This is a genomic window from Microbacterium sp. CGR1 (genome assembly GCF_051062835.1).
Taxonomy (GTDB): domain Bacteria; phylum Actinomycetota; class Actinomycetes; order Actinomycetales; family Microbacteriaceae; genus Microbacterium.
In genome coordinates this window covers 576,521-597,158 of the sequence record NZ_JAOTPG010000001.1, presented here as the reverse complement: position 1 = coordinate 597,158, position 20,638 = coordinate 576,521, and the positions used below count along the sequence as shown (strand labels likewise).

Below are 20,638 nucleotides of genomic sequence, written 5' to 3'. Positions count from 1 at the left end.
GCCGCCGACACTCGGCTCACTGACGGACTCCCCCGCGCGCGTCCTCGCCGAGGATGCTCGCACCCGAGTAGGCTCGGTCACTGCGCAGCCGCCATCGATGTGCTGCGTCCGTTCGCGAAGGAGAGCTGGATGACAGACCAGGATTCGACCCGGACCCCGCATCTCGACAACGAGAGCCCGCACCCGTGGCGACGGTTCGTCGCGATCGGCGATTCGTTCACCGAGGGCATCGGGGACCCCGATCCCTCACACCCCGGCAATCATCGAGGCTGGGCAGATCGGGTCGCCGAGGTGCTGTCGCAGCAGGTCGACGACTTCGCCTACGCGAACCTCGCGGTGCGCGGCAAGCTCATCTCGCAGATCGTGCGCGACCAGATCGAACCGGCGATCGAGCTGCATCCCGATCTCATCTCGATCTGCGCCGGCGGAAACGACGTGATCCGCCCCGGCACCGATCCGGACGCCATCGCGGTCCAGCTCGAGGATGCCGTCGCGCGCCTCTCCTCCACCGGGGCGGCCGTGCTGCTCTTCACGGGCGTCGACACCGCGTTCACTCCCGTCTTCCGCGCTTTCCGCGGCAAGGTCGCGATCTACAACGAGAACATCCGCGCGATCGCCGAGCGCCACGACTGCATCGTCGCGGATCAGTGGGCGCTCAAGGTCGTGCAGGACATGCGCTTCTTCGACGATGACCGGCTGCACTACAACGCGCTCGGGCACCACGAGGTCGCGCGGATGGCGCTGCGCGCCCTCAACGTCCCCAATGATCTCGAGTCGATGCAGCCCGAGCCGCTGCCTATCCGCACCTGGCGCGAGGCACGCTCGGAAGACCTGGGCTGGGCGCGGGAGCACCTCGTTCCCTGGGTCCTTCGCCGTCTGCGCCACGAGTCGTCGGGCGATCACATCATGGCGAAGCGGCCGGAGCCCTCCCCGGTCGTGTTCCCCGGCCTCGACTGACGACGACTCTCAGCAGGTCACCCCGTCGTGAGCGCCCACAGCGTCACCGCCGCAGCGGACGCGACGTTCAACGAGTCCACTCCGCCCGACATCGGGATCGTCACGACGGTGTCAGCGATCTCCAGCGCCGTGCGAGAGAGTCCGTCGCCCTCCGCTCCCATGACGACGGCGACGTGTGCCGGGCGCGCGGCGGCATAGGCGTCGAGGGTCACCGCGTCGTCGCGCAGAGCCAGCGCCGCGACGTCGAACCCCGCCGCATGGAGGTCTGCCACCGCCGACTCCCAATCTGTGATGCGGGTCCACGGCACCTGGAACACGGTGCCCATGCTGACACGGACGCTGCGTCGGTACAGCGGGTCCGCTCCCCCGGGCGACACCAGCACGGCGTCCGCGCCCAACCCGGCCGCCGCCCGGAAGGCTGCGCCGACGTTGGTGTGATCTCCGATGTTCTCGAGGATCAGCACCAGGGTCGCGCCGTCGATCACCTCGCGCACGGTCGGCAGTTCCGGACGGTGCATCGACGCGATCGTGCCGCGATGCACGGCGAACCCGGTGACCGCTTCGGCGACCTCGTCCGGAACCACGTACACCGGCACATCGAGATCGCCGACGATCGCCCTGATGTCATCCACGCGACGCTCCTGAACGAGGACGGAGCGCGGGCGGTGACCGGCGGCGACCGCGCGAGCGATCACCTTGGTCGACTCTGCGATGTACAGCCCTCCGGCGGGGTCCTTCACGGTTCGGAGCGCGGTGTCGGTGAGCGCCCGGTAGTCGTCGAGTCGTCGATCGTCCGGATTCGTCACGCGCAGCAGTTCCACGCGCCCCAGTCTGCCATCGCTCGCTCCGCCTGCTGCCCGGCCGCCGCGGAAGCCTCGGTCACGCCGCACGCCGTTAGACTCGCAGGAGGAGGTCCTGTGAGCGCATCGAGTCCGGTCGAGCTGTCGGCCACCATCGCTCGCACCGCCGAACTCCTTCGAGGACGGAAGATCGCACTGCTCACCGGAGCGGGCATCTCGACGGATTCCGGGATTCCCGCCTACCGCGGCGAGGGCTCCCGAAACCGGACCGACCCGATGACCATCCAGCGGTATCTGGCGGATGAAGCCGCTCGGCGTCGCTACTGGGTCGGCGGCCATCTCGGATGGCGCGCGTTCGCCAGGGCGCAGCCGAACCCGGGTCATCTCGCTCTCGCGGCGATGGAGTCATCGGGGCTGGTCAGTGGCGTCATCACGCAGAACGTCGACGGACTTCACCTGCGGGCAGGTAGTTCGCACGTCATCGAGGTGCACGGCACGATGCGCAGGGTGCTCTGCCTGAAGTGCGGGCAGGTGTTCGACCGTCGAGACATCGCGATGCAGATCGAAGAGCGCAATCCGTGGATCTCGGTGCCCGAGAACGTCGCGCTGGCGCCCGACGGCGACGTGCTGCCCGAGAGCACCGACGGCTTCATCGTTCCGGTCTGCACGGTGTGCGAGGGGATGCTCAAGCCGGACGTCGTGTTCTTCGGCGAGTACGTCCCTCAGGATCGCTTCAAGGCCGCCGAATCACTGCTCCGTGCGAGCGACGCGATGATCGTCGCCGGCTCCTCCCTCGTCGTCAACTCCGGGGTGCGGCTCGTCGAACGCGCGCGCCGCCGAAGCATCCCCCTCATCATCATCAACCGCGAGCCGACGCGTGCAGATGTCTGGGCCGATGCCACCATCGCCGCGGGCACCAGCGACGTGCTCCCCGCCATCCAGGAGCTTCTCGAATGACCCTGCTCACCCTCGTACGCCACGGACAGACCGACTGGAACCTCGCTCGACGGATCCAGGGTTCGACCGACATCCCCCTGAATGAGACGGGCCGCGCCGACGCACGGACAGCCGCAGAGCGTCTCGAGGGGACCACGCATCACTCGATCTACAGCAGTCCGCTTCTGCGGGCGCGGGAGACCGCAGAGATCATCGCGGCACGTCTCGGTCTCGGCGCGCCCGTGCTGGTTCCCGACATCCGGGAGCGCGAGTTCGGCGAAGGAGAGGGCATGCTCGTCTCCGAGTACATGAAGACCTACGGCGACTGGCTGGCACCGGTACCCGGCGCGGAGACGCTCGATGAGGTGGCCGTGCGGGCGATGGATGCTCTGGACGCGATCGCCCGTGATTCTCGGCGACGCTCGACGCCCGTCGCCGAATCCGTGATCGTCGTGGCCCACGGTGGCGTGATCCGCTCGCTCATCTCGCACGTGTCCGGTGGCACGCTCCCCCGTGACGGTGACCCGATCGTCAACGGATCCGCCTACCGCTTCGAGGCGTCACCGGGGATGCTGCGCCTGCTGGACCAGTCCGTCCTCATCTGACTCGCTGGCGGCGAAGCGACGTCGCCCTCCGAGCCGCCTCAGCGGGCTCGGGAGAGCAGCGAACGCGCATGCCGGAGGACAGGCTCATCGATCATCCGTCCTTCGAAACGGAAGACCCCGCGCTCGGACTCGGCCGCCCGGAGCACGGCGTGCGCCCAGTCGAGAGCAGCTCCTGCCGGCACATACGCGTCGCGGATCACCGCGACCTGACTCGGGTGGATGCACGCGGTCGCCGCGAAGCCTGACGCCGCAGCATCCTCAGCCTCAGCCTGCTGCCCGGCGATGTCTTCGATGTCGATGTGCACCGCGTCAATCGCACGCTTGCCGTGGGCGCCGGCTTCGAGAAGCACCCGAGACCGCGCATAGCGGGCGACGTCGCGATAGCCACCGCTCGGAACACGGCTCGACGTCCCTCCGAGAGACGCCACGAGGTCTTCCGCGCCCCACATCATCGCGACGATCTGCGGATGCGCCGCGATCCGGTCGGCCGCGTGAACGCCCCGCGCCGTCTCGCACAGCGCGATCAGCGAGAACCTCTCGTCGAAGGCGCTGAGGCTCTCGGGGCTCTCGGTCTTGGCGACCATGACAGTGCGGAAGTCCGTCTGGGAGAGCGTCGACAGATCCGAGACGAACGCTTCGGACCCTGGCGCGTTGACCCGCACGATCACCCGATCGGGATCGAGGTCGGCATCGATGAGATTGCCCCGAGCAGCCGCTTTCGCGTCGGGGAGCACTGCATCCTCGAGGTCGAGGATGACGGCATCCGCCTTGTCCAGGGCCCCGCTGAAGCGCTCGGGACGATCAGCCGGACAGAAGAGCAACGCCGGTCCGAGATCGAAGGTCATCGGGATCCCCTTTCGGGAAGGCAGCGCACGAGCACCGAACGCGTGGCCGTGGCGACGACCCTCTCATCCTGGTTGCGTCCGGTGTGCGCGATGGTCACGATCCCCTGCCCGGGGCGTGACGCCGAGAGACGCTTCTCGGTGATCACGCTCTCGGTGTAGAGGGTGTCGCCTGCGAACAGCGGGTGCGGGAACACGACGTCGCCGAATCCGAGCTGCGCGACGAGCGTCCCCTGCGTGAGCTGGGCCACCGATGCGCCGACCATCGTCGACAGCGTCCACATCGAGTTGATCAGACGAGCGCCGAAGGGCTCCTGCGCGTCAGCGAACGCCGCATCGAGATGCAGCGCCTGCGTGTTCATCGTGAGCGTCGTGAAGAGCACGTTGTCGGCTTCGGTGGCGGTTCGCCCTGGACGATGGAGATACCGGGCATCCAGGTCGAGCTCCTCGAAGTAGAGCCCCCGCTGGACAACGTCGTGTGCGCTCATGCTGCCACGCTACCCGGCGAGCCCGAGCGCCCGCGCGATCACCAGCAACTGGACCTCGGTGGTGCCCTCGCCGATCTCGAGGATCTTCGAGTCACGGTAGTGACGGGCCACGGGGAACTCGTTCATGAAGCCGTTGCCGCCGAAGATCTGCGTCGCGTCTCTGGCGTTGTCCATGGCGGCTTCGCCCGCGACGAGCTTGGCGATGGCCGCCGGCTCGGCGAACGGCCGCCCCTCGTCGCGCAGCCTCGCTGCATGATGCCAGGCCAACCGTGCCGTGTGCACCCTGGCGCGCATCCGGGCCAGCGTGAACTGGGCGTTCTGGCGGGTGCTGAGCGCACTTCCGAAGATCGTGCGGCTCTTCGCGTAGTCGACGGCCGCCTCGAGGCAGCCCTCGGCTGCGCCGGTCGAGAGCGCGGCGATCGCGATGCGCCCCTCGTCCAGGATGCTGAGGAAGTTGCGGAAGCCGCTCCCCCGCTCTCCGAGAAGGTTGCCCGCCGGGACGCGCGCACCGTCGAAGGTCAGCGGATGCGTGTCGGAGGCGTTCCACCCCACCTTGTCGTACGGCGCCTCCACGGTGAAGCCCGGGGTGCCGTTCGGGACGATGATCGTGGAGATCTCCTTGCGGCCGCCCTCGTTCCCCGTGACGGCGGTGATCGTGACGAATCGGGTGATCGGCGTCCCGGAGTTGGTGATGAACTGCTTCGATCCCTCGATCACCCACTCGTCGTTCTCGAGCCGCGCCGTCGTGCGGGTCGCCCCCGCGTCGCTTCCCGCCTCGGGCTCCGTCAGACCGAATCCCGCGAGAGCCCGGCCCGCGAGCAGATCCGGAAGCAACTCGCGCTTCTGGTCTTCGGTGCCGAATCGGAACACGGGCATGGCACCGAGGCTCACCCCCGCCTCGAGAGTGATCGCGATCGACTGGTCGACGCGACCGAGAGCCTCGATGGCGATGCCGAGGGCCATGTAGTCGCCACCCTGTCCGCCGTACTGCTCGGGGAACGGCAACCCGAACAGCCCGAGGTCACCCATCTGCCTCACGACCTCCATCGAGAGGGTGTGCGTGCGGTCGGCCTCATACGACTGCGGCGCGACGACGCTGTCGGCGAAGTCGCGCACCATCGCTGCGAGCTCGCGCTCCTCGTCGGTCAGATCTTCCATCATCGGTTCTCCTCCGTCGTCACGCGAGCGACCGGCTGGTCGCGCCGCACCTGGTCGCCCACGGCGACCAGCAGGCTCACGACCCCGTCATGCGGGGCGAGCACCGGGTGCTCCATCTTCATCGCCTCGATCGAGATGATCGGCGTTCCCGCCGTCACCGCGGCACCGTCCGCGACATGCACGGCGACGATGCTTCCCGGCATCGGGGCACGGGCCTCGGGGCTCGTGGCCTCGGCACGCTCATCGCGTGCCTGCAGACGACGCTGCATCCGCTGACGGCGGTCGATCGGACGAAGCCGTGCTGTTCGTCCGTCCTCGCTGACCCAGACCGCGCCGTCGGTGGCGACGGCCACCTCCGGGTGTCGAGCGGCAGGCGATTCCGTCACGACGAGGACCTCGTCCAGATCGGTGAGGAACGCGACCTCGCGCGGCGCGACATCGCTGAGAGACTCCCACACCGCGCCGGCACTGCGGGCGATGCGCGCGGCTGTGCGTGGAGCGCTGTCCTGCAGCACCATGGCGCGTGCCGCCGCCAGCATCGCCGTCGTCGGCTGCTCGACCTGCAGTGGCAGCAGAGTCTCGATCAGGCCGGTGTCGAGATCGCCGGCGACGACCCTCGCGTCACGACACAGCGTGCGCAGGAACGCGATGTTCGTGTCCACCCCGAGCACCACGGTGCGCGCGAGAGCCTCATCCAGTCGGCGGAGGGCTGTGACTCGGTCGTCGGCGACCGCGATGACCTTCGCGATCATCGGGTCGTAGAAACCGGTGACCTCTGAGCCGGTCTCGACAGCGGCATCCACCCGCACCCCCTGCGGCGGCTCGAACAGCAGCACGCGGCCGGTGGACGGCAGGAATCCTCGCTCCGGCGACTCGGCGTACACGCGGGCCTCGACCGCGTGTCCGCGCACCGGAGGAGCCTGGTCGAGTCGTCCGCCTGCGGCGACCCGGATCTGCAGGGCCACGAGGTCGAGACCGGTCACCTCTTCGGTGACGGGGTGCTCGACCTGCAGACGCGTGTTCATCTCGATGAAGAAGACCTGCTCCGGCGCATCCGCATCGATGAGGAACTCCACCGTGCCGGCGCCCACGTACGACACGCTCTCCGCCGCCTGGACCGCCGCGGTGAGAAGCCGACTCCTGGTCGCCTCCGGGATGCCCGCCGACGGCGCCTCTTCGATGACCTTCTGATGACGACGCTGCAGGGTGCACTCGCGCTCGCCGAGTGCGATCACCGTCCCGTGGGCGTCTCCGAAGACCTGGACCTCGATGTGTCGTGGACGTCGGATGAGTCGTTCGAGGATCAACGCGTCATCGCCGAACGCCGACGCGGCGACCCGGCGCGCCGACGCCAGCGCGGACGCGAGCGCCGCCTCATCGGCGACGACCTCCATGCCCTTGCCGCCGCCTCCGGCGCTCGGTTTCACCAGCAGGGGGAATCCGACGGCCGTGGCCTCTTCGGCGATCTCCGCGTCGGACAGCCCGCGGGCGTCGAATCCGGGAACGACCGGCACGCCTGATCGCACCACGTGATCCCGCGCTTTCGCCTTGTCGCCCATGATCTGGAGCGCGTCGACCGACGGGCCGATGAAGACGATGCCGCTCTCCGCGCAGGCCTCGGCGAGCCCGACGCTCTCGGAGAGGAAGCCGTACCCGGGATGGATCGCCTGAGCACCGGCAGCGCGCGCGGCGCCGACCACCGCATCGATGTCGAGATAGGACTCCGCTGCGGGAGCGGCGCCGATCCGCACGGCCTCGTCTGCCTCCCGTACGTGGGGGGCATCCGTGTCGGCGTCGCTGTACACCGCGATGCTGCGGATGCCGAGGTCTCGGAGGGTCCGGATGATCCGGCGGGCGATCTCACCTCGGTTCGCGACGAGGACGGTGTCGAAGGTGTGCGAGGTCTGGGAAGTCATGGTGGTCACATCCGGAAGAGGCCGAAGCGAGGTTCGGGCAGCGGACTGCGGGCGACCACGTCGAGAGCGAGGCCGAGGAGATCTCGGGTCTCTGCTGGGTCGATGATCCCGTCGTCCCACAGTCGGGCTGTCGCGTAATAGGGCTCGCCCTGCGTCTCGTACTGCTCGCGGATGGGAGTCTCGAAGGAGTCCCGTTCGTCGGCGCTCCAGCTGTCTCCACGAGCGGCGAGCTGATCCCCTTTGACGGTGGAGAGGACGGAGGCGGCCTGCGCCCCGCCCATCACCGAGATCCGGCTGGCGGGCCATGTCCAGAGGAATCTCGGAGAGTAGGCCCTGCCGCACATCGAGTAGTTGCCTGCGCCGAAAGAGCCGCCGATGATCACGGTGAGCTTGGGTACTCGAGTGCTCGCCACGGCCGTCACCATCTTGGCGCCGTCCTTCGCGATCCCGCCGGCCTCCGCATCCGATCCGACCATGAAGCCGGTGATGTTCTGCAGGAACAGGAGCGGGATGCCGCGCTGGTCGCAGAGCTCGATGAAGTGCGCACCCTTGAGGGCCGATTCGCTGAAGAGCACGCCGTTGTTCGCGACGATCCCGACCGGGTGACCGTGAAGCCTGGCGAATCCCGTCACCAGGGTCGTCCCGTACTCCGCCTTGAACTCGCGGAAGCTGTCGGCGTCGATGAGCCGATCGATGACCTCGTGCACGTCGTATGCCGCGTTGACATCGACCGGGACGACGTCGTAGAGCGATCCGAGTTCTGCCGGGCCACGGCTGTCGTGCACCTCCCACGCGGGCTGATGCGGAGCCGGGAGGGTGGCGACGATGTCCCGCAGGATCTCGAGAGCGTGCTCGTCATCTTCTGCGAGGTGGTCGACGACACCGCTGCGGCGGGCATGCAGTTCGCCGCCACCGAGTTCTTCGGCCGACACGACCTCTCCGATCGCCGCCTTCACGAGGGGTGGCCCGCCGAGGAAGATCGTGCCCTGGTCACGGACGATCACCGTCTCGTCGCTCATCGCGGGGACGTACGCCCCGCCGGCCGTGCACGAGCCGAGCACCGCTGCGAGCTGCGGGATGCCCTCGGCGGACATCCGCGCCTGATTGAAGAAGATCCGACCGAAGTGCTCACGGTCGGGGAACACCTCGTCCTGCTTGGGGAGGAACGCCCCACCCGAGTCGACCAGGTACAGACAGGGCAGGCGGTTCTCCAGGGCGATCTCCTGCGCACGCAGGTGCTTCTTCACGGTCAGCGGGTAGTAGGTGCCGCCCTTGACCGTGGCATCGTTGCAGACGACCATCACATGCCGCCCGTGCACGAGACCGATGCCGGCGATCACGCCCGCTGCGGGCGCTTCTCCCCCGTACAGGCCGTCGGCAGCCAGCGGAGCGACCTCGATGAAGGGGCTCCCCTCATCGAGAAGACGGGTCACGCGCTCGCGCGGCAGGAGCTTTCCGCGCGCGACATGCCGCTCGCGGGATGCCTCCGGCCCACCCTGCGCGACCACATTGAGCCGGTGGTGCAGGTCGGCCGCGAGAGACTGCTGGGTTGCGGGCATCGTGTTGTCCTCCTCGACCCACGTGGCGCCGGCCACTTCGCTCTGGCGCACTCGATGCATTCTCGGTTAGTGTTCACTAACCGATTGCATCAGGTTAGCGAGGATTAACTGAGATGACAAGCCCCGTCACCGCGCGAGACCGCGCCAAAGCAGAGCGCTCCGACGCGATCCTCCGCGAGGCCGCGCGACTCTTCGCCGACAGCGGGTACAACGGTGTGAGCCTCGAGGACATCGGAGCCGCGGTCGGGGTGTCCGGTCCCGCCGTCTACCGTCATTTCGCGGGAAAACAGGCTCTGCTGGGTGCCGTTCTCGTCAAGGTCAGCGACGACCTCGTCGCGGGCGGCACCAGAGTGGCAGCCGAAGGCGCGACGCCGGAGGAGCGGATGCGCGCCCTGGTCGCCTTCCACGTGGACTTCGCACTCGGTCATGCCGACGTGATCCGCGTGCACGACAGGGACGTCGCGCAACTCGACGCCCGCGATCACGCCGAGGTGCGCCGACTGCAGCGCGCCTACATCGAGCTGTGGATCAGCACTCTGGCGCCCCTCGTCGACGCAGACGCCGACGAGCTGCGTCTGCGCGTGCAGGCGTGCTTCGGCCTCATCAACTCGACCCCGCACAGCACGCGCGCCGCTGCCCGTCAGCGCTCCGCCACCGCGACAGTGCTCGCCGCGATGGCGGAGTCGGCGTTGCGCGCGACTATCTGAGCAGCATCGCCCGCCCTGGCTCTTCGAGCACGTCGGCGACGTCCTTGAGGAACCGCGCCCCTTCCGCACCGTCGACGAGACGGTGGTCGAACGACAGGCTGAGCGTCATCATCCGACGCAGCGCGATCTCGCCGCGGTACTCCCAGGGCTGACGCCGGACAGCGCCGACCGCGAGGATTCCGGACTGCCCTGGCGGAAGGATCGGGGTGCCCGCGTCGATTCCGAACACCCCGATGTTCGAGATCGAGAATGTGCCTCCCGACAGCTCCGCGGGCGAGGTCTTCCCCGACCGCGCGGTCTCGGCGAGTGCCGTCAGCGCATCTGCGAGCTCGACGAGGGTGAGCGCCTCGGCGTCGCGGATGTTCGGCACGATGAGCCCGCGCTCGGTGGCTGCGGCGATCCCGAGATCGACGTAGTGGTGGTGCACGATCTCCCCGGCGGACTCGTCCCACCGAGCGTTCAAGCCCGGCGTTCGGGTGAGCGCGATGCAGACGGCCTTCGCGACCACGGCGAGGGGACCGATCCGATGCGCCGACAGACCACGATCCTCCTTGAGCGATGCGAGGAGGTCCATCGTCGCCGTGACGTCGACCGTATGGAACACGGTCACATGGGGCGCCGTGAACGCGCTCTCGACCATCGCGGCCGCAGTGTGCTTGCGCACGCCGCGGATCGGGATCCGGGTCTCGCGGACGCCCTCGTGCAGCGCTCCCGCCGTGTCCGGGAGCGGGATGCTGCTCGGCGCCACGGTCTCATCGGAGCGGATGCCGACACGCGCCGCATACTCGTCGATGTCGTCGCGCGTGATCACGCGGTCTCCCACCGATGCCGCGACCAGGACGAGATCGATACCCCTGCGCTTGGCGTAGGCACGGACGGGCGGAGTCGAGCGGGGGCGTTCGACGACCGTCTCGACGCTCACGGTCGGCGAGGCATCATGCGGCGCCGCTTCGAGCACCGCCGTGTCCGTGACGGGAGCCACCCCTCCGGCCCGCCGAGCACGCCGAGCCGGGCGTCCGGATGCCGACGGCGCGGCGCCGTATCCGACGAGGTTGGGCTGCGCCTTCTCCTCCGCGGGAGAATCCGCCACCGGCGGCTCCTCCGCTCCCGCGACGTCGAACGCGATCAGGGGCGAGCCGACGGCGACGGTCTCCCCCGCCTCGGCGTGCAGTGTCGAGACGACGCCCTCGTAGGGCGAAGGCAGCTCGACGATGGCCTTGGCGGTCTCCACCTCGGCGAGGGTCTGATTCAGTGCGACGGCGTCGCCGGGAGCGACCAGCCACTGGACCACCTCCGCCTCGGTCAGACCTTCGCCCAGGTCGGGCAGACGGAACTCGGCGATCATGCGTCGGCTCCCGTCAGGCTGTTCGGACGGTCGAGCACCCGATCGACCGCGTCCATCAGACGATCGAGATCCGGCAGGTGGTACTTCTCCAGTTTCGCGGGCGGGTAGGGCACGTCATGACCCGTGACTCGGAGCGGTGCGGATTCGAGGTACTCGAAGCAGAGCTCGGTGATGCTCGCGACGACCTCCGCCGCCATGCCGGCCTCGCGCGACGCCTCATGAGCGACAACCACGCGTCCGGTCTTGCGGACCGATGCTGAGACCGTGTCGTAGTCGACGGGCGAGAGCGAGCGCAGGTCGATGACCTCCAGCGAGATCCCCTCGTCCTCGGCGGCTTCCGCTGCCTGGAGCGCCGTGGCGACCATGGCACCGTAGGTGATCAGAGTGGCATCCGTGCCGGAGCGGATCACCCGGGCGAGACCCATGGGCGCAGCATCCGCCAGCGGTGCATCGAGGTCGACGTCGCCCTTGTGATGGTAGAGCCGCTTCGGCTCGAAGAAGATCACCGGGTCATCGGAGGCGATCGCCTGGCGCAGGCTCCGATAGGCATCCTCGGGGTTCGACACCGCGATCACGCGAAGTCCCGCCGTGTGCACGAAGTACGCCTCGGGCGACTCCGAGTGGTGCTCAGCCGCGCCGATGCCGCCGGCCCACGGGATGCGGATGGTGATCGGCATCTTCACTCGACCCTGCGTGCGGTAGTGGAGCTTCGCGACCTGGGCCACTATCTGGTCGAAGGCGGGATAGACGAAGCCGTCGAACTGGATCTCGACGACAGGACGGTAGCCGCGGAAGGCGAGACCGACGGCAGTGCCGACGATGCCCGACTCCGCGAGCGGCGTGTCGATGACGCGCGAGGCTCCGAACTCGTCGAGAAGCCCGTCGGTGATGCGGAAGACGCCGCCGAGCTTGCCGATATCCTCTCCGAGCAGGACGACCTTCTCATCGTCGCGCATCGCCTGGCGGAGACCGGCGCCCAGGGCCTTTCCGAGGGTGAGTTCCGTCATGTCACACCTCGCCTTCGAAGGATGCCAGGTATGCGGCATACTCGCCGCGCTGCCGCTCGAGGCCTGTGTGCGGTTCGGCGTACACGCCGTCGAACACGGCGAGCGGAGGACGCGTGACCATACCCAGGCACTCCGCACGCATCTCGCGGGCGACCACGTCTGCGGCGGCCTGGGTCTCTGCGACCTGCTCGTCGCTCAGCTCTCCGATCGCGCGCAGGTGGGCTTCGAGTCGCGTGATCGGATCGCGGCGGCGCCACGCGTCGAGTTCATCCTGGTTCCGGTACCGGGTCGGGTCGTCGGCCGTCGTATGCGGCCCCATCCGGTATGTCACGGCCTCGATGTAGGCGGGACCCTTGCCCGAGCGGGCGTGCGCGAGCGCCCAGCGCATCGCGGCCATGCAGGCGAGGACGTCATTGCCGTCGACCCTGAGGCTCGGGATCCCGAACCCGGGAGCTCGACCGGCGATCGGGTACTGCGACTGCACCGACACGGGCTCCGAGATGGCCCAGTGGTTGTTCTGACACACGAAGACCACGGGCGCCTGGTACGACGACGCGAAGATCATCGCCTCGTTCACGTCTCCCTGGCTGGTGGCACCGTCGCCGAAGTAGGTGACGGCGACCTCGTCGGCTCCGTCGTGACGGATGCCGAGGGCGTAGCCCACAGCATGCAGCGTCTGCGCGCCGATGATGATCTGCAGTGGTGCGACCCGCAGTGCGGCAGGATCGTGGCCCGCGCCCTCCTCGCCTCGCCACATGCGCACGTAATCGCCGGGCTTCGCGCCTCGCGCGTAGATCACACCGGTCTCCCGGTAGCTCGGGAAGACGTAGTCCTGAGGCGCGAGCGCCCTGGCGGTGCCGATCTGCGTCGCCTCCTGTCCCTGGCAGGGCGCCCACAGTCCCAGCTGCCCCTGCCGCTGCAGCGCGACACCCTCCGCGTCGATCCGGCGGAGGATGACCATGTCCCTGTGCAGCGCCCGCAGCGATGCCGCGTCGACGTCGGCGACGAACGCGTCGAGCTGGGGGTTCGCGATACGCGTGCCGTCGGGGGCGAGGATGCGCTCTGCGAGTTCGAGATCCTGTGCGGTGTCGGCGATAGGGGTGATCTGCGGTGACATCATCGTCCTCCTCATCAGTGGCCGTCGTCACGGGTTCTACGCGCGGCCCCGGCTTCTTCGCCGGTTCACTCGAGAGTACGTCCGCTCAACACCTCGCTCAAGCAACCGCGATCGGCTTGAGCATGTTGCCCAATTCGAGCTCGGTGCGCCCTGCTATCGTTTGGCACTATGGCTGGACTTGACCGCATCGATCTGGAACTTCTCGCCGCTCTCGCCGATGACCCGCGGGTCACGATCGTCGCGCTGGCGGAGAACCTCGGCCTGTCACGCAACACCATCCAGGCCCGCATGGCACGGCTGGAGCAGACGGGCGTGTTCATGTCCTATGAGCGCTCGTTCTCCACCGATGTCCTCGGTTTCCCGCTGCAGGCGTTCGTCAGCATCGGGGTCCGTCAGACCGAGCTGCCGCGCATCATCAACGAACTCGCGCGCATCCCGGAGGTCGTCCAGGCCCACGGGCTCAGCGGCTCGATCGATCTGCTCGCGCGGGTCGCCTGTCGCGACGCTCGGCATCTGTTCGACACAGATGCCCGGATCCTGTCGATCGACGGCGTCGAACGCACCGAGACGTCGCTCGCGATGGGCGAGGTCATCCCGTTCCGGGTCGCCGGGCTCATCGGCCTCGCGCGGCGGGAATCCTGAGGAAGCGGCGGATGGCCCCTGCCGCCTCGGCGGGCGTCTCGTAGTGGATCAGGTGGCCGACGTGCGCGATCTCCACCAGCGTCCCCTCCTCGAAGCGCCTCACCAGTTCGCGTTCCACCTCGATCGGCGTGATGTCGTCGCGCTGCGCAGCGATCAGCAGCGTCGGCACGTCGATCGCGGAGGCGAACTCACTCACATCGTGTGAGACGCTCGCGACGAACGCGTCACGGAGCACATCACGGTCTGCGAAGCGCGAGAAGTAGGTGTCGTGCTGGTCATGGATGAACCGGCGGAGCTCCCGGTCCGAGGTCTTGGCCATCGTCACGCTCATGACCCTGACGATGAGTCGGTTGCGCAGCAGCGCGGTCCCCACCTTCTCGGGCAGCCGAGCACCCAGGGCGTAGTACATGACCGCGAGACGGGTCATGATGCCCTTCGGCCCCTCGAGCGCCGGAGCGCCGATCGGGTTGATCAGGATGAGGCGAGGAGTGTCGAGTCCGCTCGCGACCGCGGCGGACGCCACGATCGATCCGAAGGAGTGCCCGAGGATGACCGCACCCGGCGCGACGGCTGCGGCGAACTCCGTGAGCCAGGCGACGTATTCCGCCAGGTCGTATGTGCGCCCAGGCACAGGAGCGGTCTCGCCGAATCCGGGGAGATCGGGCGCGATCACACGCGCCTCCGGAAGGAAGGCGAGGACCGACTCGAGACCGTGGTGCTCGCCCCGGAAGCCATGCACGGCGATCACGGTGACCTCGGCGTCTGCGGGGCCGTACTCCCAGTAAGCCGTGGTGCCTCCGCGCACATCCGCCTCGCGCCGTTCGACCGGGAGTCGTTCGAGGCGGTCGGCGTAGGGCGATGGCACGGTCATGATCCGATTCTAGGGTCGCCGAATGGATGCTCCCCGTGTGCCTCCGCTCGGATGTCCGTGCCCGGATCTACGGTGAAATCATGCCGCCGGCTCCTCCACTCCCGCATTGGATCACTCGCGTGGGCGTGTTCGATCTCGAGACGACGGGAGTCGATGTCGAGAACGACCGCGTCGTGACAGCGCATGTGGGACTGCTCGATGCGAACGGCCGCGAGATCGCCGCGCGCGACTGGCTCGCAGATCCAGGCGTCGTGATTCCCGATGGGGCGACGGCAGTGCACGGCGTGACGACCGAGCACGCTCGCCGACACGGGCGCCCCGTCGGCGAGGTCGTCGCGGAGGTGACGGCCGCTCTTCGTTCCCTGCTGTCGCAGGGCGTGCCGGTGGTGGCGTACAACGCTGCGTACGATTTCTCCCTCCTGGCGCATGAAGCGCACCGTCATGGGATCAGCCCCCTCGAGAATCCCTCCCCGATCATCGATCCGCTCGTCATCGACAAGGCGTATGACCGCTACCGTCCGGGCAAGCGCACGCTTCAAGTGGTCGCGTCGCTCTACGCGGTGCAGCTCGAGGATGCGCATGAGGCCGCGGCCGATGCCGTCGCAGCCGGCCGCGTGGCGCAGGCCCTTGCCCGCCAGTTCACCCTGCCCGAGACCCTCGAGGAGCTACACACGCGGCAGGTGGGGTGGGCGCGGTCCCAGGCCGCGAGCCTTACCGAGTACTTCATCCGCATCGGTCGCCTCGATCCCGAGGATCGCCTCGACGGCACCTGGCCGGTTCGCGCCCGCCGCACCTCCGAGGGGGTGGATGCGGATGCGGTTCCGAACGACTGATGTCGCGCGCGTCGAGAGCACCTGGAAGCAGTTCGTGCCCTCGGCAGTCCTGCATGACGTGGATCCCCATCGCCTCTACTTCGATTGGAAGTCCGCCGATCTCGGCGAGGTGACTCTGGTCCGATACGACCTCGCGGCCAAGGTGCGCACGACAGCAGAACCCGAGGATCAGTTCATCGCGTGCCGGGTCGAGGGTCCTGACGCCCAGGTGCGCTCCGACAGGTCCGAGCTGGTCCCGAGTCGCCCCTGGTTGTCCGACGGGCCGCGTGTGCAAGCACAGTGGGAACGTGGCGCCAGGGTCTCCGCGCTGATCTTCGAACGCGCCTCCCTGCAGAACCTCGCCCGTCAGATCAGCGGCGATGACACGATGTCGCTGCATGTGACGGACCTCGCCCCGCGGTCGGAGCACGCCGCCGTAGCGTGGTCACGGATGTTCGCCTATCTCGAGCAGAGCGTCGACTCCCTCGGCGACGGCGACGAGCTGCTCAGGAGCGAGCTCGCTCGACATGCCGCGGCGACGACGCTGACCATGTTCTCGACGACGGGCCGACTGCACAGACATCGGCCAGCTCAGACGGCCGCCGCGCCCATGACTGTGCGTCGAGCCCTGGATTTCATCGCAGAGAACGCGCATCGCGCTGTCACCGTCGACGACATCGCGTCCGCGGTCCACATCTCGACCAGGGGGCTGCAGTACGCCTTCCGGCGCGCGCTCGACACCACTCCGGCCGAGTGCCTGAGGCGGGCGCGTCTCGACGGCGCGCACCGTGATCTGTGCTCCGGAACTCCGACGACCGTCGCGGCCATCGCCCGAAAGTGGGGTTTCTCGCATCCGTCGAGGTTCGCGGTCGCCTACCGGGAGAGCTTCGGTGTGCTTCCCTCCGTGACGGCGGCGGCGCACCGTCGATGACACCACGCGAACAGAGTGTTCGCATGGTTCGCGCGCCGGGGCGGTCCTGTCTGATCCGTTCGCCGGAGCGACATAGATTCCGGAATATGGGTTCCCTCTACTACGGCGGCTCGGAGCCGATCCAGATCGACGATCGAGCGCTCGCCCACCTCAAGGTCGTCGTCGCGACCAAGTTGCGTCGCAACGAGAGTTTCACTTTGACGTGGAAGCACCAGGACGGTCAGTCCGACGGGCGTTCGACCGTCTGGCTGCATCCGTCCATCCCGCTCCGATTCGTCTTCGACGAGACCGAGGCTCCCGAACTGAGCCGTCGGTGGATCGAAGACCTCGCGCACTCCGCGAATTCGAGCGGAGGGATCACGCTCGTCGATGAGCTCCTGGACCCGTCGGAGCAGCTCGAGGGCTCCAAGACCCACTGAGGCGTATGAGCGTGCACCGGCATCGACGACACGTCGGAGCACGCACGGAGAGTAGGGCGGGCGGGACTTGAACCCGCGATCGTTGGGTTATGAGCCCACTGCCTTAACCAGCTTGGCCACCGCCCCGTGAGCACCAGCCTACCGGTCGGCCTCGGTCAGATCGGCGTCGCCTGGGCGTGCGTCTGCAGGTGCCCCAGGTAGATGTCAGCGTTCGCGATCAGTCCTGCGCGTTCCTCGTCGCTGAGCGTGCGCCGCACCTTCGCCGGCACCCCCGCCACCAGCGAGCCGTCGGGCACCTCGGTTCCGCCGAGCACCACAGCACCGCCGGCGATGAGGCACCCCGCACCGATGACCGCGCCGCTGAGGACGACCGCGCCCATGCCGACGAGCGATCCGTCTCCGATCGTGCACCCGTGGACCACGGCGTTGTGACCGATCGAGACCTTCGCTCCGACGACGACGGGATGACCGGAGTCGACATGAACCGACACGTTGTCCTGCACGTTGCTTCCGGGGCCGATGACGATGCCGGCCGAATCACCGCGGAGCACCGCGTTGTACCAGACGCTCGCTCCGGCGGCCAGCGAGACGTCGCCGACGAGACGAGCGCCGTCGGCGACGAATGCCCCCGCGTCGACGGACGGAGTCTTTCCGGGGAGTGCGAGAACGGAGGCTCCGACTGAGATGCTCATGAGGCGAGACTAGCCTCACCTCCCCCGATTTCCGCGTGATTCCGCGCCACTAAGCCGAGCCTTCGCTTGCTTGCGGAATGTTCTCAACTGAGTAGCGTTGTCTTCATCAGGTACGAGAAGAGCACTTCAGAGGAGCCGAAGATGAGCAAGGTACAGACCGTTTCCACCACCGCCAGCGACCCGACCGTGGCAGCTGCAGCGGCACAGTTCCTTTCGCCCGTCGTCCTCGGACTTCAGGCCCTCACGGTCAACGGCAAGCAGGCGCACTGGCACGTCCGCGGTGCGAACTTCGTCGGCGTCCACGAGCTGCTCGACACGATCGTCGCCCACGCCGGTGACTTCGCAGACACCGCAGCTGAGCGCATCGTCGCCCTGGGCCTGCCGATCGACGCACGCGTCAGCGCCGTCGCCACCAAGGGCAGCGCGACCTCCGTCCCCGCAGGCTTCACGCAGTCCGACGAGCTCGTCAGAGCCGTCATCTCCGACATCGACGCGATCCTCGTCGACACCAAGGCCGCGATCGACGGCCTCGACGAGGTCGACCTGACCAGCCAGGACGTCGCCATCGAGATCATGCGCGGCCTCGAGAAGGACCGCTGGTTCCTTGTGTCGCACATCGCCGCGTAAGAAGCACCTCGTGAGATCGGGCACCGGGTCATCCCGGTGCCCGATCTCATTCGCGCTCGACGTCAGGCTCCGTGTGTGACGCGACCGGCGACCATCGTCGCGACGACCGGCATGCCCCGCAAGTCGCTTCCGGACGCGGTCAGAGGGTCGAGGCCGCACAACACGATGTCAGCGACCTCCCCCGGCCGCAGCGCGGTGCGCACACTCGCCTGTAGCGCCTGCTCCCGTGTCAGTCTCTCCTCGGGATGCCACGGGTCGCGGTCGTCATCCGTGCGAGTCACGGCCGCGGCGATCGCCTGCCATGGGTCGAGGGGGGCGACAGGGGCGTCAGACCCGAACCTCAGTTCGACGCCCGCGTCGCGCAGGGCACCGAGGGGATATCCGATGGATGTCTGACCGGCCCAGTGCTTCCCGACCAGGTCGCGGTCGTCCAGCGCGTGCTGCGGCTGGACACTGGCGATCACACCGAGGCGACCGAAGCGGGCGAGATCCGCGTGCCGCACGAGTTGCGCATGCTCGATCGTCCCCACGGCACCCGACACGGTGAAGGCGTCGAGAGCGCCGGTGACCGCACGATCTCCGATCGCGTGCACGGCCACCGAGAGGCCGGCACCGGTGGCGACGGTGAGCAGCTCGGTGAGTTCTGCGGGCGGGACCGTGAGCACTCCGAAGTTCTCGGGATCTCCCGGGTAGGAGTGCGAGCACGCCGCCGTACGTGTTCCCAGCGATCCGTCGCTGATGATCTTGAGCGGCCCGACGTGCACGAGACCGCGCCCGTCTTCCGGCGCGTCCGGCGTCTCGTGAAGCTCCCCTGTCCGCAGACCCGCGGCGATGGCGCGGGTCAGGTCGAACGGATAGACGGCGAACTCGACGCGGTGTGCCGCGAAGCCTGCCGCCACCCGTCGCGGCCAGGCATCCGCGTTCCAGGCCATGTCGAAGTCGACCAGGCCGGTGACGCCGCGGGACGCCGCCCGCTCCCCTGCCGCCCCCACCGCGACATCGCCCCGAGCGGGATCCACGGCGTTGAGCCTGCGGGAGATCTCGAACGCATCCTGTTCGCGCAGCATCCCGTCGGAACTCGTGAAACCTTCGAGCGACAGCGCGGCCGAGTTGAGCCACGTGCTGTGCACGTCGGCATTGATCAGGTACGTGGGTATCGATCCGGTGGCACCGTCGAGGAGCGCGAGCGTCGGCGCGTCCGGCCACATCGCGTCCCGGAATCCGCTGCCGACCTTGCGACCGTCGGGCAGCGGCGCGGATGCGGCCATGATCGCGGCGGCCTCCGCCGCGGATGCCGCTCCCCCCAGGGTGACCCGCTCGGTCGCGAGGGCCCACTGCACCGTGTGGACGTGGTTGTCCCAGAGGCCCGGCACGGCCCAGGCACCGCCTCCGTCGAGCACGTGACCCTGCGGGGCGATCGCGCCGGTCGGAGCGATGTCACTGATGCGGCCGCCCTCGATGAAGATGTCGACCGGCTCGTCGTCGACCAGGAACTCCCGCCCCGGGCCGGCGATCCGCACGCCGGTGATGGTCCCGACGCGGGAATCCACGCCGCTCACCTGGATCCTCCTGCGCGGGCCGCCTGGGCTCGCCTCATCTCGGCGGCGAGTTCCGGCTGGGCGTACGGTCCGTCGCCCTCGAGCTCGGCGATGACGGTCTCGACCGTCTCGGCCGGCTTGTTCTGGCTGAGCTTGCGCTTAGCGACCACGCGGGTCGGGGTGAGCCGGAAGCCGACCGTCCCCGCCGCGAGACGGGAGACGAAAGAAGGATCGTTCGGGCGCTCCCACATACCCCGAGGCGCGGGCATCCGACCCTCGAAGCGGTCGACGAGTCGATCGAGCACCGCGAGGTTCTCCTCGTCAGTGAGGATCTCGGGGACTCCGGCCAGGTGCACCGCGGTGTAGTTCCAGGTCGGCACGGCCTGGACATCGCCGTACCAACCCGGCGAGATGTAGCCGTGGGGTCCCTGGAAGACGACGAGGAGCTCCCGCTCCCCCATCCCGTGGATCAGGTCGTCTGGGCGACCGACATGTCCGACGATGGTCAGGTCGTCGCGATCATCGTCGAGCAGAGCCACGTAGTGCGACGACACGAGACCGTCCGGACCGTTGCTCACGATCGTGGTCCATGGATTCGCATCGATGACTCGCCGGATCTCGGCGACATCCGCGAGCGTGAAGCTGGGGTTCTGACGCATAGTCCCAGCC

General features: G+C 68.3%; 22 protein-coding genes and 1 tRNA gene. 9 read left to right on the top strand and 14 right to left on the bottom strand.

Features of this window, described 5'->3' with window-relative positions; translation table 11 throughout:
* Window positions 1-129: 129 nt before the first annotated feature.
* Entirely contained in the window at window positions 130-957 is an 828-nt protein-coding gene (locus OD997_RS02935) for an SGNH/GDSL hydrolase family protein (protein WP_434330281.1), read from the top strand.
* Window positions 958-974: 17 nt separating this feature from the next.
* Here the strand turns inward: OD997_RS02935 and OD997_RS02930 are convergent, their stop codons facing one another.
* The gene (locus tag OD997_RS02930; RefSeq protein ID WP_434330280.1) at window positions 975-1,778 is read right to left on the bottom strand and encodes a TrmH family RNA methyltransferase; all 804 of its coding nucleotides are present in this window, start codon (window positions 1,776-1,778) and stop codon (window positions 975-977) included.
* Between the two features lie 96 nt (window positions 1,779-1,874).
* On the opposite strand from OD997_RS02930, the gene OD997_RS02925 reads away from it, so the two are divergent.
* Both OD997_RS02925 and OD997_RS02920 read left to right on the top strand, forming a co-directional pair.
* On the top strand, window positions 1,875-2,714 hold the full coding sequence (locus OD997_RS02925; RefSeq protein ID WP_434330279.1) for a Sir2 family NAD-dependent protein deacetylase: 840 nt from the start codon (window positions 1,875-1,877) through the stop codon (window positions 2,712-2,714).
* Complete coding sequence (locus OD997_RS02920; RefSeq protein WP_434330278.1) at window positions 2,711-3,298, top strand: histidine phosphatase family protein; 588 nt, start codon at window positions 2,711-2,713, stop codon at window positions 3,296-3,298. The genes OD997_RS02925 and OD997_RS02920 overlap by 4 nt, the downstream gene beginning before the upstream one ends.
* Before the next feature lie 38 nt (window positions 3,299-3,336).
* Here OD997_RS02920 and OD997_RS02915 read toward each other — a convergent pair whose 3' ends face one another.
* The 5 genes from OD997_RS02915 to OD997_RS02895 are packed head-to-tail and all read right to left on the bottom strand — an operon-like array spanning window position 3,337 to window position 9,261.
* The gene (locus tag OD997_RS02915; RefSeq protein WP_434330277.1) at window positions 3,337-4,143 is read right to left on the bottom strand and encodes an HpcH/HpaI aldolase/citrate lyase family protein; all 807 of its coding nucleotides are present in this window, start codon (window positions 4,141-4,143) and stop codon (window positions 3,337-3,339) included.
* Window positions 4,140-4,628, bottom strand: a complete 489-nt coding sequence (locus tag OD997_RS02910; RefSeq protein ID WP_434330276.1) for a MaoC family dehydratase — start codon at window positions 4,626-4,628, stop codon at window positions 4,140-4,142. The genes OD997_RS02915 and OD997_RS02910 overlap by 4 nt, the downstream gene beginning before the upstream one ends.
* A 9-nt stretch (window positions 4,629-4,637) precedes the next feature.
* On the bottom strand, window positions 4,638-5,786 hold the full coding sequence (locus OD997_RS02905; protein ID WP_434332326.1) for an acyl-CoA dehydrogenase family protein: 1,149 nt from the start codon (window positions 5,784-5,786) through the stop codon (window positions 4,638-4,640).
* Window positions 5,786-7,702, bottom strand: a complete 1,917-nt coding sequence (locus tag OD997_RS02900) for a biotin carboxylase N-terminal domain-containing protein (protein WP_434330275.1) — start codon at window positions 7,700-7,702, stop codon at window positions 5,786-5,788. The genes OD997_RS02905 and OD997_RS02900 overlap by 1 nt, the downstream gene beginning before the upstream one ends.
* Window positions 7,703-7,707: 5 nt before the next feature.
* Window positions 7,708-9,261, bottom strand: coding sequence for a carboxyl transferase domain-containing protein (locus OD997_RS02895; RefSeq protein ID WP_434332325.1), 1,554 nt, complete (start codon window positions 9,259-9,261; stop codon window positions 7,708-7,710).
* 113 nt (window positions 9,262-9,374) lie between these two features.
* Here OD997_RS02895 and OD997_RS02890 point away from each other — a divergent pair, with 113 nt between their 5' ends.
* A complete protein-coding gene (locus tag OD997_RS02890) occupies window positions 9,375-9,968 on the top strand; it encodes a TetR/AcrR family transcriptional regulator (RefSeq protein WP_434330274.1) in 594 nt (197 codons plus the stop codon).
* Here the strand turns inward: OD997_RS02890 and OD997_RS02885 are convergent.
* From OD997_RS02885 to pdhA, 3 genes are read right to left on the bottom strand one after another with little or no spacing between them, the layout of a single operon-like run.
* Window positions 9,961-11,313 (bottom strand): dihydrolipoamide acetyltransferase family protein, encoded by a 1,353-nt coding sequence (locus tag OD997_RS02885; RefSeq protein ID WP_434330273.1) that lies wholly within the window; start codon window positions 11,311-11,313, stop codon window positions 9,961-9,963. The genes OD997_RS02890 and OD997_RS02885 overlap by 8 nt on opposite strands.
* Window positions 11,310-12,320 (bottom strand): alpha-ketoacid dehydrogenase subunit beta, encoded by a 1,011-nt coding sequence (locus OD997_RS02880; protein ID WP_434330272.1) that lies wholly within the window; start codon window positions 12,318-12,320, stop codon window positions 11,310-11,312. The genes OD997_RS02885 and OD997_RS02880 overlap by 4 nt, the downstream gene beginning before the upstream one ends.
* Window position 12,321: 1 nt before the next feature.
* Window positions 12,322-13,437, bottom strand: a complete 1,116-nt coding sequence (pdhA, locus tag OD997_RS02875) for a pyruvate dehydrogenase (acetyl-transferring) E1 component subunit alpha (protein ID WP_434332324.1) — start codon at window positions 13,435-13,437, stop codon at window positions 12,322-12,324.
* A 168-nt stretch (window positions 13,438-13,605) separates the two neighbouring features.
* On the opposite strand from pdhA, the gene OD997_RS02870 reads away from it, so the two are divergent.
* Window positions 13,606-14,079 (top strand): Lrp/AsnC family transcriptional regulator, encoded by a 474-nt coding sequence (locus OD997_RS02870; protein ID WP_056307813.1) that lies wholly within the window; start codon window positions 13,606-13,608, stop codon window positions 14,077-14,079.
* Here the strand turns inward: OD997_RS02870 and OD997_RS02865 are convergent.
* Window positions 14,051-14,950, bottom strand: coding sequence for an alpha/beta fold hydrolase (locus OD997_RS02865; RefSeq protein WP_434330271.1), 900 nt, complete (start codon window positions 14,948-14,950; stop codon window positions 14,051-14,053). The genes OD997_RS02870 and OD997_RS02865 overlap by 29 nt on opposite strands.
* A gap of 80 nt (window positions 14,951-15,030) precedes the next feature.
* On the opposite strand from OD997_RS02865, the gene OD997_RS02860 reads away from it, so the two are divergent.
* From OD997_RS02860 to OD997_RS02850, 3 genes are all read left to right on the top strand, one after another.
* Window positions 15,031-15,783, top strand: a complete 753-nt coding sequence (locus OD997_RS02860; RefSeq protein ID WP_434330270.1) for an exonuclease domain-containing protein — start codon at window positions 15,031-15,033, stop codon at window positions 15,781-15,783.
* 34 nt (window positions 15,784-15,817) lie between these two features.
* Window positions 15,818-16,693: a helix-turn-helix transcriptional regulator gene (locus OD997_RS02855; RefSeq protein WP_434330269.1), complete on the top strand. Its 876-nt coding sequence runs from the start codon at window positions 15,818-15,820 to the stop codon at window positions 16,691-16,693.
* Window positions 16,694-16,779: 86 nt separating this feature from the next.
* Entirely contained in the window at window positions 16,780-17,112 is a 333-nt protein-coding gene (locus OD997_RS02850; protein ID WP_434330268.1) for a hypothetical protein, read from the top strand.
* Between the two features lie 52 nt (window positions 17,113-17,164).
* Here the strand turns inward: OD997_RS02850 and OD997_RS02845 are convergent.
* Together OD997_RS02845 and OD997_RS02840 are read right to left on the bottom strand one after the other, a co-directional pair.
* Window positions 17,165-17,238 (bottom strand) — tRNA-Ile (locus OD997_RS02845).
* 29 nt (window positions 17,239-17,267) lie between these two features.
* Window positions 17,268-17,804 (bottom strand): gamma carbonic anhydrase family protein, encoded by a 537-nt coding sequence (locus OD997_RS02840; protein WP_434330267.1) that lies wholly within the window; start codon window positions 17,802-17,804, stop codon window positions 17,268-17,270.
* 141 nt (window positions 17,805-17,945) lie between these two features.
* On the opposite strand from OD997_RS02840, the gene OD997_RS02835 reads away from it, so the two are divergent.
* Complete coding sequence (locus OD997_RS02835) at window positions 17,946-18,431, top strand: Dps family protein (protein ID WP_434330266.1); 486 nt, start codon at window positions 17,946-17,948, stop codon at window positions 18,429-18,431.
* A gap of 62 nt (window positions 18,432-18,493) precedes the next feature.
* Here the strand turns inward: OD997_RS02835 and OD997_RS02830 are convergent, their stop codons facing one another.
* Together OD997_RS02830 and OD997_RS02825 are read right to left on the bottom strand one after the other, a co-directional pair.
* Window positions 18,494-19,990, bottom strand: coding sequence for an amidohydrolase (locus OD997_RS02830; RefSeq protein ID WP_434330265.1), 1,497 nt, complete (start codon window positions 19,988-19,990; stop codon window positions 18,494-18,496).
* Complete coding sequence (locus tag OD997_RS02825; RefSeq protein ID WP_434330264.1) at window positions 19,987-20,628, bottom strand: FMN-binding negative transcriptional regulator; 642 nt, start codon at window positions 20,626-20,628, stop codon at window positions 19,987-19,989. The genes OD997_RS02830 and OD997_RS02825 overlap by 4 nt, the downstream gene beginning before the upstream one ends.
* Window positions 20,629-20,638 lie beyond the last annotated feature (10 nt).